The sequence below is a fragment of the Citrobacter sp. Cb041 genome, from assembly GCF_030336655.1.
In the GTDB taxonomy this organism is placed as follows: domain Bacteria; phylum Pseudomonadota; class Gammaproteobacteria; order Enterobacterales; family Enterobacteriaceae; genus Citrobacter; species Citrobacter braakii.
On record NZ_JAOWDD010000009.1, the window covers coordinates 34,983 to 47,095 of the forward strand.

Consider the following 12,113-nt stretch of genomic DNA (forward strand, 5'->3'; position numbering starts at 1 on the left):
ACGCTCTATCCTCATGCCATACACTAACTCACGAGGTGATTATCATGGATTCAGAACGCTATTTAACCGGTCAGAGAATGCTGCAACAGGTTGATGGAAAAGGCGGAGATGCGGTAGTCGAAAGTCTGCAGGATATTGCGCCAGACTTCGCCCAATACCTGATTGAATTTCCTTTTGGCGACATCTATTCAAGGCCGGGGCTGGATTTACGCAGTAGAGAAATTGCCACCGTCGCCGCGCTCACCGCCATGGGTAACGCCGCACCGCAGCTTAAGGTACACATCGCCGCCGCGCTGCACGTTGGCTTAACGCAGGAAGAGATTATTGAAGTGATGATGCAGATGGCTGTTTATGCGGGATTCCCGGCAGCACTAAACGGCCTGTTCGCCGCAAAAGAGGTGTTTGCGGCGAACAGTAAGCGCTAACTACAGCAGTTGCGCCAGGCGGTTGATATCAGACTGAATCGCCCCGGCGGTCACATCGCGGCCCGCCCCCGGTCCGCGAATGACCAGCGGGTTATCACGATACCAACGGCTTTCAATGGCGAACACGTTATCGCACGGCAGTAGTGCCGCCAGCGGGTGCTCAGGGCGTACCGCTTCAACGCCAACGCGTGCCTTACCGTTAGCATCAAAACGCGCCACATAGCGTAGCACCAGTCCCATTTCACGTGCCGCTTCCAGGCGTTGCACCATCTGCTCGTTCAGCTCATCGCCATTTTCAAAGAAATGGTCAATAGAACCTGCTTCACAGTGCGCAGGCACCAGCGACTCTACGCGCACCTGGTCCGGTTCGATGTCGTAACCCGCTTCACGCGCCAGAATCACCAGCTTGCGCATCACATCTTTGCCGGAAAGATCCACGCGCGGATCAGGTTCAGTCAGACCCTGCTGCCACGCCTGATCCACCAGATCGGTGAACGGGACCGTGCCATCAAATTGCAGGAACAACCACGACAACGTGCCGGAGAAGATCCCGCTGATCGACAGAATAGTATCTCCGCTATCAATCAGATCGCGCACGGTATGGTTGATCGGCAAGCCTGCGCCGACGGTGGCGTTATACAGCCAGTGGCGACCGGTTTTTTCAAAGGCGTCATGAATCTGGCGGTAATTATTACTGCTGCTCGCCCCCGCCAGCTTGTTGGCGCTGATAACGTGGAAGCCATGACTGGCGAAATCCAGATACTGCTCCGCCAACTGCTCGCTGGCAGTGACGTCCAGCACCACTAAATCATCATACGGGTGGGCGCGCATCCACAGGAACAATGACTCTTCATCCTGTTCTACCGCCTCGTCATCGAAGAAGGCCAACGCGCGGCTGGCATCCAGCCCTTCGTAATTCAGCAGGCTACGGCGGCTATCAACCACTCCTGCCAGCACGAACTCTAATCCGGTACGCGCCGAGAGCGTGCTCTGCTCGCGGGCAAACAGCTCCAGCCAGCGCGACCCAATGTTACCTTTGCCGAACAGCACCAGACCAATGCGTTTTTCCGCGCGGAAGATTGACTGGTGCAGACCCTGAATCAGGCTCTCCGTTGGCCCGGTACGCAAGACGGCGACCAGGCTAATGCCCTCTTCCGACTGCCAGGTGAATTCGACCGGCTGACCTTTCAGCTGTTGCCAAAAGCGATGGCAGTGCAGCGGGTTACGGGTGACGCCCGCCCCAACCATCGCCACTAGCGCCAGCCCCTGGCGCAGACGCAGTTCGCCCGGCAGGCCAGCTTCATCCAGAATTTTCAATGCGCCATCAGCGACTTCGGAGGTATAGCAAAATTGCAGCAACTGGCGGTCAGGATGCACACCCACTGCCAGCGGACGCACCTGGGTGCGTTTTAAAATCTGATCGATTTCTTTATAGGCCAGTTTAAAGTCCTGGCCAGTGGGAACCTGAAACTCAATCAGGCAAACGTCGTCATGGCTGGTCACAATACGTGCCCCGGTACCGGAAGCCAGCACGCGTTCAATACGCGTCGATCCCTGCTCCGGCGTATAGCTACAACGCAACTGGAGATCGATATCGCTGCCGGAAACCGGCTGGAGGGTGCGGGCATGGAGAACCGGAGCCGCCAGACGCGCCAGCTCGCTGGCTTCATCCAGACGCAGCAGCGGCAGCAGACAGGCATCTTTTACTTTACGCGGATCCGCGCTGTAAACCCCGGCCACATCGCTCCAGATGGTTACGCGGGAAACCCCCGCCAACGCGCCAACCTGCGTCGCCGAGTAGTCGGAGCCGTTACGCCCCAGCAGTACCGTCTCACCGGCGTTGCTGCGGCTAATGAAACCGGTAACGACCAGGCGTTTGCCCGGATGCTGCGCCAGCAGTTGCTGCAGCAATGGGTAAGAAAGACCTTCATCCACCTGCGGCTGAGCGCCGCGCTCGGCACGTAAAAAATCGCGCGCATCCAGCCAGGCTGACTCCAGCCCCTGTTGGTTAAGGACGGCAGACATCAAACGCGCCGACCACACCTCGCCATGCCCGACGACTTCAGCATAGACGGCATCATTCACGCCGCTGTCGAGTAACCCAGCCAGACGCTCCAGATCGTGAATAAACGCGCCGATCAGCCCATCCGCCACCTCAGGAGGTAACAAACCGCTGATAAGCTCACTCTGATAGCGACGTAACGCCTGTTGAACCTGATGCGCAGACAGACGATCGGTCTGGCTTAATTTTAGCCAGCTAATCAACTGGTTAGTGGTACTGCCTGCGGCTGAAACAACCATCATGTCATCAGGCTGCGAGTACTCCGCCATAATGCCTGCGACACGCAGATAACATTTCACATCAGCCAGACTACTACCACCAAATTTGTGCAGTTGACGACCCTTCGTCCCTGCCTGCGCAATCACACTCATGTTTACCCCTTGTTTGCAGCCCGGAAGCCATTTTCCAGGTCGGCAATTAAATCTTCGCCATCTTCAATACCGGTGGAGATACGCAACAGCGTTTCCGAAATTCCGGCAGCAGCACGCGCTTCTGGCGCCATTCCCGCGTGTGTCATGGTTGCGGCATGAGAGATCAGACTTTCAACGCCCCCTAACGATTCCGCCAGCGTAAACAATGACAACCCGCCGAGGAAGCGACGCAGCGTTTGCTCATCGCCATCCAGCTCAAAACTCAACATCGCGCCAAACCCTTTTTGCTGACGCGCGGCAATCTCATGGCCCTGATTATCCGGCAATGACGGGTGATACAATTTTTTCACCAGCGGCTGAGTTTGCAGATAATCCACAATCGCCTGAGCATTACGTTGCGCCACCTCCATACGAGGTGACAGAGTACGCAGGCCGCGCAACAGCAGATAACTATCAAACGCGCCGCCGGTCACACCAATATTATTCGCCCACCATGCCAGTTCAGTGACCGTTTCCGGATCTTTTGCTATCACCACACCAGCCACTACGTCGGAGTGACCGTTTAAATATTTCGTGCATGAATGCAACACCAGATCGGCGCCTAATGCCAGTGGATTTTGCAGTGCCGGGCTTAAAAAAGTGTTGTCCACCACGCTGACCGCTCCAGCTTCGCGCGCCAGCTGGCAGATTTTCGCGATATCCACCACGCGCAGCAGCGGGTTGCTTGGGCTTTCTACCAGCACCAGCTTCGGTTTTTCCGCCAGTGCCGCCTGCAACGCCTGCTCATCTCCTTGATCGACAAACAGTACGCGATAACAGCCACGCTTTGCCAGGCTGTCAAACAGACGATAACTCCCGCCGTAGCAGTCGTGCGGTGCGACCAGCAGATCGCCAGGCTTGAGGAATACCGTAGTCACCAGATGAATCGCCGACATGCCGGTATTGGTCAGTACTGCCCCCGCCCCACCTTCCAGTTCCGCCAGCGCACGCTGAACGACATCACGCGTCGGGTTACCGCGGCGCGAATAGTCATGGGCGCGAGGCTCATTAAAACCGGTAAAGTTATAGGTGCTGGAGAGGTGGATCGGCGGGACAACGCAACCGTACTGTTCGTCGTCATTTAACCCGCTACGCACTGCGATGGTGGCCTGTTTACGCGTCATATTGAGGAGATCCTGGCTGAGTCGGTGAAAAGTCAGACACCAGAGTAATCATAGTTACGATAGCCGTCAATACATCTGGACATCTAAACTTCTTTGCGTATAGATTGAGCAAACCGGAAATAGCCGTTAAAATTATATGCATTAGCGTACATCTGCGTCGGCTTACTTCGTGTCAGGGCCACGCCACTACGATAAACTACGCGCAATTATGGTCCGGGCTCAGGTTCTGGCCTCAATATTAATGACAAAGAGGATTAGGTATCTCATGGCTGAATGGAGCGGCGAATATATCAGCCCATACGCTGAGCACGGTAAGAAGAGTGAGCAAGTCAAAAAAATTACGGTTTCCATTCCTCTGAAGGTGTTAAAAATCCTTACCGATGAACGCACGCGTCGTCAGGTTAACAACCTGCGTCACGCCACCAACAGCGAACTGCTGTGTGAAGCGTTTCTGCATGCTTTTACCGGGCAACCATTACCCAACGATGACGACCTGCGTAAAGAGCGCAGCGATGAAATCCCGGAAGAAGCTAAGGTAATCATGCGTGAACTGGGTATCAACCCGGAAACGTGGGAATACTGATTTTTCAAGACAGATGAGAAAAGGCGGGATTACTCCCGCCGCTTCTCACTACGTTACTTACTGATACCATTAAGCTTATTCAATGTTTCTTCCATTTTGAGCGTCTCTTTACGGTTCAATGGATAGAAATAAATCAGAATGACCGCGGCCAAAAACAGGCATAAAGCCGGTAACAGATTCGCCATCGTATAGATGTTTTCCTGCACAATGCTGGTTTGCACAGCGCCACCCGTTGACGAAGATTGATAACCAATGATGGCCAGCATAAAGCCGCCAATAGCCCCTGCGCACGCCTGGCCAACCTTGCGGGCGAAGAAGTTCACGCCATAGACGGTCCCATCTTCACGATCGCCGGTGACATACTGGTGATAATCACACACATCGGTCATAAACGCCCAAATCATCAGGTTGAATAACCCGGCTCCCAGCGTCGCCAGGAACAGGAAAACCAAATAAACCTTCGCGTCGGTAATGTGGGTGAAGTACATAATCACATACATGGCTACCGCAAAGAGCAGCGCGCCTACGCTGGCTTCTTTCTTACCAAAGCGCTTCGTGAGCCAGGATGCCGAGGGTGCCAGCAAAACCAGAGAGCCAAAGGTGAAGAGCAATGCAACGGACATGGCCTCTTTGTTATGGAAATAGTCATTAAACAGGTAAGTCATGTTGGTACCAGACAACCCCTGATTAATCACAATCAGCAGATCCACAACCACTAAAACAATCAGCGCTTTATTGCGTAGCAACCCCTTCAGCAGCACAGAAACCGGCATGCTCTCTTTTCTTTCCACCCGCACGCGTTCCGTCGTTAACTGACAGGTCAACGTTAAAAAGATAAACCCCAGCACAGAACAACCAATGGCAATCCAGAAGAAATGCTGCCCAGAGATCACCTGGCTTCCGTCCACCAGAGTGGTGTACATCAGGATCGGAATAAAAAAGCCGGTTGTCCCGCCACCGATGGCGGACCCAACGCTGCGCCAGGTTGACAGCGATACGCGATCTTCCGGATTCGAGCTAATCGCCGCAGACATGGCGCCATACGGAATACTCACTGTCGATAACAGCGAACCGTAAATAAAATAGGAACAGCAGATGTAGATAATTTTCGCCGTATAAGAAAAATCATGCACAAACGGCAGGAACAGGACGACCGCAATGATGCAAAACGGGTACTTCATGCGGCGCACCCAGGGGTTAAATCGCCCATGTACCGTCAGTTTAGAGGTATCACATAAGCGCCCTACGCCAACGTCGACAAACGCATCAAAGAGTTTGGTCACAAAATAGAGTGAACCAACAATAACACCGGAAATACCGAGTACGTTGGTGTAATAAATCATTAAAAAACTATTTACCAGTCCAAGAATAAAACAGGTTCCGAGGTCACCACATAAATAACCGAATTTATCTCTTAATCCGAAAGGCCTGACGGCAATATTTTGATTGCTTCCGATCATTGTTCCATCATTAGACATGATGTTAACTCCTTAGACACATTATTCACGCAAACTATGCGTATACCGATGCTCAGCGTAATAAATCGATACGAAGTGTATTAACGGTCAGAAGTTATAACCGAGACCAACGCGATAGCGGGTCTGACGATCGTCTGTGGTTGTGGTGTTATACCCCGAGGAAACGTTACCTACCTCAACAAATGGAACCCATGAGCCTATTTTATACGCCACACGGAAGTTATATTCGTAATCGTCTTTTCGGTTGTTATATAAATCTTCGCTATCGGCAATTTTATAAATACCGTTCAGCTCAAACATCCAGTCATTGATGTTGTAACCGAGCCATGCTTCCGGACGATAGACCATGCGGTCATCCTTGCCGTCAGTGTTTCTGCGCATGTACTCCTGACGATAGCGGAACGCAGTCCACCAATGGTCATTGATGTTATACTGCACGCGAATATAAGGCTTATAAATCGCGATGTTATCGCCCGTTTCGATCGCAATACCCGGCTGCCAGACAAGGTCATTCCAGGTGAACTGATAGCTCGCCGTATACTCGTTGCCATTACTTTCCATATTATTCCACGCATCATTAGATTGCGTATTTTCGGAACGTGAAATGGCCTCGACTGCGACACCAAAACCAGTAGCAAAACGATGCGACATATAAACACGGTCGTAATTACGACCATCATCATAATATTCATGTCGATAATCAACATAACCCGCTTGCGCGGCCGCAGAGAATAATGAAATCAGTAATAACGCGGATTTAAATTTCATGACCATCCCTCTTCACACTAAATCTAGGAAATTGCCCATCTCGCTCCGTCCATAAATGAAGAAACGATGAAGGAATAAGAATAATTTTATATTTCCACGAAAGTGTATTTTAGAAAGAAGGAAGAAACCTTTGGTATTTTGCCAAAGATTGGCATAAGTGGCAAAAACAAGAAGATAAAAAGGACGCAGATCACCAGTTGAAACATTTTATCGTAAAAATAAAAACGCTGTTTTATTTATTAAATAAAAGACATTATTCAATACATCAATACGAATTTCAGTCTGCAGGCGCAGATACAAAAAAAGCGCCATAAGGCGCTTTTTTCTGACAGCTGAAACTTACTTGCTGCCTGGGATGCTGAAACGCTTGTTGAAGCGATCAACACGGCCACCGGTAGCAACATCACGCTGCTTGCCAGTATAGAACGGGTGGCACTGACCGCACACGTCCAGGTTCAGATCGTGACCGACGGTAGAGCGGATTTTCATGACGTTACCGCAAGAGCAGTTTGCAGTAATTTCTTCGTATTTCGGGTGAATATCTTTTTTCATGGGAAAACCTCGGTTTAAGGCCGCGTCGCTCTTCCAGCCCTAACGCCAGACACCACGCGATGTTAATTATTCCCCGTCACCTTTCACGCTGCATCAACAGCCTGAAACTCTCGGGTAATGGTCATTGTTTGACGCAATCAATTTGCATCAAAGGCGGCGAATCATACAGAAATTAACCTGCTCATGCAAACTGATCCGCATTCTACCCTTCACTAATGTGTATACTAACCCGCCAGATTTCAAGTCAGGATGATTCAATGCCCGTTGCGCATGTTGCCTTACCCGTTCCGCTACCTCGCACCTTTGACTACCTTCTGCCAGAAGGCATGAGCGCCAAAGCTGGGTGTCGTGTACGCGTGCCCTTTGGCAAGCAACAGGAGCGCGTGGGCATCGTTTTATCCGTCAGCGAGCACAGCGAACTGCCGCTGAGCGAATTGAAAGCCGTTCTCGAAGTGCTGGACAGCGAGCCGGTTTATTCGACCTCCGTCTGGCGTCTGCTGCTGTGGGCGGCTGACTATTATCACCATCCTATCGGCGACGTACTGTTTCACGCCCTGCCGATTCTGCTGCGCCAGGGACGCCCGGCGACAAACGCGCCCATATGGTACTGGTTTGCCACTGAAGAAGGTCAGGTTATTGATCTCAACAGCCTGAAGCGCTCTCCCAAGCAACAGCAGGCGCTGGCTGCGCTACGCCAGGGAAAAATCTGGCGCGACCAGGTGGCTGAGCTCGAATTTAATGACGCCGCATTACAGGCGCTGCGGAAAAAAGGGCTGTGCGATCTGGCGAGCGAAACGCCTGGTTTTAGCGACTGGCGTACCCACTACGCGGTTTCCGGTGAGCGTCTTCGACTGAACACCGAGCAAGCCACCGCCGTCGGGGCGATTCACAGCGCCGCGGACAGTTTTAGCGCCTGGCTATTAGCGGGCGTGACGGGCTCAGGCAAAACAGAGGTCTATCTAAGCGTACTGGAAAATGTCCTGGCCCAGGGCAAGCAGGCGCTGGTGATGGTGCCGGAGATTGGCCTGACGCCGCAAACTATTGCCCGTTTTCGCGAACGCTTCAATGCGCCAGTCGAAGTCCTGCACTCCGGTTTGAACGACAGCGAACGTCTTTCGGCCTGGCTGAAAGCAAAAAATGGCGAAGCGGCGATTGTTATCGGCACACGCTCATCGCTGTTTACACCGTTTAAAAATCTCGGCGTGATTGTCATCGACGAAGAGCACGACAGCTCTTATAAACAGCAGGAAGGCTGGCGCTATCATGCGCGCGATCTCGCGGTTTATCGCGCCCACAGCGAGCAGATCCCGATTATTCTCGGCTCAGCCACTCCGGCTCTGGAAACGCTGTGCAACGTGCGACAGAAAAAATATCGCATGCTGCGCCTGACGCGTCGTGCCGGAAATGCGCGCCCCGCCACTCAGCACGTGCTGGATCTCAAAGGTCAGCAGGTGCAGGCCGGACTTGCCCCTGCGCTTATCACCCGTATGCGTCAGCACCTGCAGGCGGATAACCAGGTGATCCTGTTTTTGAACCGCCGGGGCTTTGCTCCTGCGCTGCTGTGCCATGACTGCGGCTGGATTGCCGAATGTCCGCGCTGCGATCACTACTACACGCTGCATCAGGCACAGCACCATTTACGCTGCCACCACTGCGACAGCCAGCGCCCAATACCACGTCAGTGCCCTTCCTGCGGCTCAACGCATATGGTTCCGGTTGGACTCGGCACCGAACAGCTTGAGCAGGCTCTGGCCCCTTTTTTCCCCGGCGTGCCAATCTCACGCATCGATCGCGACACTACCAGCCGTAAAGGGTCGCTGGAGCAGCATCTGGCGGAAGTACATCGCGGCGGCGCACGAATTCTGATCGGCACGCAAATGCTGGCCAAAGGCCACCACTTCCCGGACGTCACCCTGGTGGCGCTTCTGGACGTTGACGGCGCACTATTCTCTGCAGATTTCCGGTCGGCAGAACGCTTCGCCCAGCTTTACACGCAGGTCTCCGGGCGAGCAGGACGCGCCGGGAAACAGGGCGAAGTGGTGCTACAAACGCACCATCCTGAACATCCGCTGCTGCAAACTTTGCTGTACAAAGGTTATGACGCGTTTGCCGAGCAGGCGCTAGCCGAGCGACAAACGCTCCAGCTTCCACCGTGGACCAGCCATGTGATTGTGCGGGCAGAAGATCATAACAACCAGCATGCGCCAATGTTCTTACAACAGTTGCGAAATCTGATCCAGGCCAGTCCGCTTGCCGATGACAAACTGTGGGTGCTCGGCCCGGTTCCCGCCCTGGCCCCCAAGCGCGGCGGTCGCTATCGCTGGCAAATTTTGTTGCAACATCCGTCGCGAATTCGCCTGCAGCATATCGTCAGCGGTACGCTGGCGCTGATCAATACGCTACCCGATGCACGTAAAGTAAAATGGGTGCTGGATGTCGATCCCATCGAGGGATAATCCTTCACGATGCGAGGCGGATCGTAAAATTAAAGATCCATCACACTTTTTATGAAAATTCTGTAACCGCTTCCATTAACTATCTGATAAAAATGTTTCAGATGAAGGCTATTCAAGGACGAGTCTGTGCCAGCAGCTCTCTGGCGAGGAGAAAGAGTGAAACCGAATAAGCAGGTTGCCGCCGCTACGATGAAAGATGTTGCTCTGAAGGCGAAAGTCTCAACGGCAACCGTATCCCGCGCGTTAATGAACCCGGACAAAGTCTCGCAGTCAACCCGTAACAAGGTTGAACAGGCTGCGCTGGAAGTGGGATATTTACCCCAATCAATGGGACGCAACGTTAAGCGTAATGAATCACGTACCATTCTGGTGATTGTGCCGGATATCTGCGATCCGTTTTTTAGCGAAGTGATTCGCGGCATAGAAGTGACCGCCGCTGAGCAGGGATATCTGGTGCTTATCGGCGACTGCGCCCACCAGAATCAGCAGGAAAAGACCTTCCTCAACCTCATTATCACCAAGCAGATCGATGGCATGGTGCTGCTCAGCTCGCGCCTGCCGTTTGATGCCAGCGTGGAAGAGCAGCGCAACTTGCCGCCGATGGTCATGTCCAACGAGTTCGCGCCAGAGCTGGAACTCCCCACCGTGCACATTGATAATCTCACCGCCGCCTTCAACGCGATGAACTATCTGCTGGAACTGGGGCATAAACGCATTGGCTGTATCGCCGGACCAGAGGATATGCCGCTGTGCCATTACCGTCTGCAAGGTTACGTTCAGGCATTGCGTCGCAGTGGAATTACGGTCGATCCGCATTTCATCGCGCGTGGTGACTTTACCTATGAAGCGGGAGCCAATGCGCTTAAGCAACTCCTTGAGCTTCCACAGCCACCTACTGCGGTCTTTTGCCACAGCGATGTCATGGCGCTGGGGGCACTCTCTTACGCCAAACGTCAGGGTCTGAAGGTACCTGACGATTTATCCATCATTGGCTTTGATAATATTTCGCTCACGGAATTTTGTGATCCACCCCTGACAACCGTCGCACAGCCGCGTTTCGATATCGGACGTGAAGCTATGCTGTTACTGCTCGATCAACTACAAGGTCAGAACGTCAGCAGTGGCTCACGTTTACTGGACTGCGAGCTTATTATTCGGGGTACTACCCGGGCACTGACGTAAAGTAAAGTGCTTTCGGACTCCCCTGTCTGGTCAAAGGCCCGCCGCTTAAGTAACATGGCGGGCTGACGAACGAATAAATACAGCGAAACGATAGTGGCACAACGAGATTATGTACGTCGCGGCCAACCGGCACCTTCGCGGCGCAAGAAGAGCACATCACGGAAAAAACAACGCAATACGCCTGCGGTATCGCCCGCTATGGTTGCTATTGCTGCAGCCGTACTCGTGACCTTTATCGGTGGTCTGTACTTCATTACGCATCACAAGAAAGAAGAGTCCGAAACGCTGCAAAACCAGAAAGTCACCGGTAATGGCATCCCGCCAAAACCGGAAGAGCGCTGGCGATACATCAAAGAGCTGGAAAGCCGTCAGCCTGGCGTACGTGCGCCTACCGAACCGTCTGCAGGCGGCGAGGTACTGAACGCCGATCAGCTTACCAATGAGCAGCGCCAGTTGTTGGCGCAAATGCAGGCCGATATGCGCCAACAGCCAACGCAGCTCAACGAAGTACCGTGGAACGAACAAACTGCTGAACAACGCCAGCAAACTCTGCAGCGTCAGCGTCAGGTGCAACAGCAGCAGTGGAATAACACCCAACAGCAGGCTCAACAGCCGCGCCAACGGGTAACGGAACAGCCGAACCAGCAGCAGCAAACGCGTACTGCGCAAGCCGCACCGGTACAGCAGCCGAAGGCGCAGCCAAAACCGGCGGCCCAACAGCCGTATCAGGATCTACTGCAAACACCTGCGCATACCACCGCCGCTCAGCCGAAAACGCAGCCGGCCGCGCCGATAACGAATGAAACGCAGCCGCCAAAACAGACGGCGGAGAAAAAAGATGAACGCCGCTGGATGGTACAGTGCGGCTCATTTAAAGGCGCTGAGCAGGCAGAAACCGTGCGCGCGCAGTTGGCTTTTGAAGGCTTCAACTCACGTATTACCACCAATAACGGCTGGAATCGCGTGGTCATTGGTCCGGTCAAAGGCAAAGAGAATGCCGACAACACCATCAGCCGCCTGAAAGTTGCTGGTCACACAAACTGCATTCGACTCGCCACTGGGGGTTGAAACCC

Annotated in this window: 10 protein-coding genes; 5 read left to right on the top strand and 5 right to left on the bottom strand. The window is 53.3% G+C overall.

The window, feature by feature from the left end:
* The first annotated feature begins 44 nt into the window (after window positions 1-44).
* Complete coding sequence (locus OGV52_RS00180; RefSeq protein ID WP_047497591.1) at window positions 45-425, top strand: carboxymuconolactone decarboxylase family protein; 381 nt, start codon at window positions 45-47, stop codon at window positions 423-425.
* On the opposite strand, the gene metL is transcribed toward OGV52_RS00180, so the two are convergent.
* Together metL and metB are read right to left on the bottom strand one after the other, a co-directional pair.
* Window positions 426-2,858, bottom strand: a complete 2,433-nt coding sequence (metL, locus tag OGV52_RS00185; protein ID WP_016155268.1) for a bifunctional aspartate kinase/homoserine dehydrogenase II — start codon at window positions 2,856-2,858, stop codon at window positions 426-428.
* Between the two features lie 2 nt (window positions 2,859-2,860).
* Window positions 2,861-4,021, bottom strand: coding sequence for a cystathionine gamma-synthase (gene metB / locus OGV52_RS00190; RefSeq protein WP_003028818.1), 1,161 nt, complete (start codon window positions 4,019-4,021; stop codon window positions 2,861-2,863).
* A gap of 265 nt (window positions 4,022-4,286) precedes the next feature.
* Here metB and metJ point away from each other — a divergent pair, with 265 nt between their 5' ends.
* Window positions 4,287-4,604 (top strand): met regulon transcriptional regulator MetJ, encoded by a 318-nt coding sequence (metJ, locus tag OGV52_RS00195; RefSeq protein WP_003825168.1) that lies wholly within the window; start codon window positions 4,287-4,289, stop codon window positions 4,602-4,604.
* A gap of 53 nt (window positions 4,605-4,657) precedes the next feature.
* Here the strand turns inward: metJ and OGV52_RS00200 are convergent, their stop codons facing one another.
* The 3 genes from OGV52_RS00200 to rpmE form a co-directional block, all read right to left on the bottom strand.
* Window positions 4,658-6,082, bottom strand: coding sequence for an MFS transporter (locus OGV52_RS00200; RefSeq protein ID WP_047497587.1), 1,425 nt, complete (start codon window positions 6,080-6,082; stop codon window positions 4,658-4,660).
* A gap of 87 nt (window positions 6,083-6,169) precedes the next feature.
* Entirely contained in the window at window positions 6,170-6,850 is a 681-nt protein-coding gene (locus tag OGV52_RS00205; protein ID WP_047415573.1) for an oligogalacturonate-specific porin KdgM family protein, read from the bottom strand.
* A 339-nt stretch (window positions 6,851-7,189) separates the two neighbouring features.
* On the bottom strand, window positions 7,190-7,402 hold the full coding sequence (gene rpmE, locus OGV52_RS00210; RefSeq protein ID WP_008787040.1) for a 50S ribosomal protein L31: 213 nt from the start codon (window positions 7,400-7,402) through the stop codon (window positions 7,190-7,192).
* A 257-nt stretch (window positions 7,403-7,659) separates the two neighbouring features.
* Here rpmE and priA point away from each other — a divergent pair, with 257 nt between their 5' ends.
* The 3 genes from priA (at window position 7,660) to ftsN (ending at window position 12,108) form a co-directional block, all read left to right on the top strand.
* Window positions 7,660-9,858, top strand: coding sequence for a primosomal protein N' (gene priA, locus OGV52_RS00215; protein WP_016155264.1), 2,199 nt, complete (start codon window positions 7,660-7,662; stop codon window positions 9,856-9,858).
* A 156-nt stretch (window positions 9,859-10,014) separates the two neighbouring features.
* Window positions 10,015-11,040 carry a DNA-binding transcriptional regulator CytR gene (gene cytR, locus OGV52_RS00220; protein ID WP_016157916.1) on the top strand — a complete coding sequence of 342 codons (1,026 nt, stop codon included), beginning with the start codon at window positions 10,015-10,017 and terminating at the stop codon, window positions 11,038-11,040.
* Between the two features lie 93 nt (window positions 11,041-11,133).
* Window positions 11,134-12,108 (top strand): cell division protein FtsN, encoded by a 975-nt coding sequence (ftsN, locus tag OGV52_RS00225; RefSeq protein WP_072034024.1) that lies wholly within the window; start codon window positions 11,134-11,136, stop codon window positions 12,106-12,108.
* Window positions 12,109-12,113: the final 5 nt, after the last annotated feature.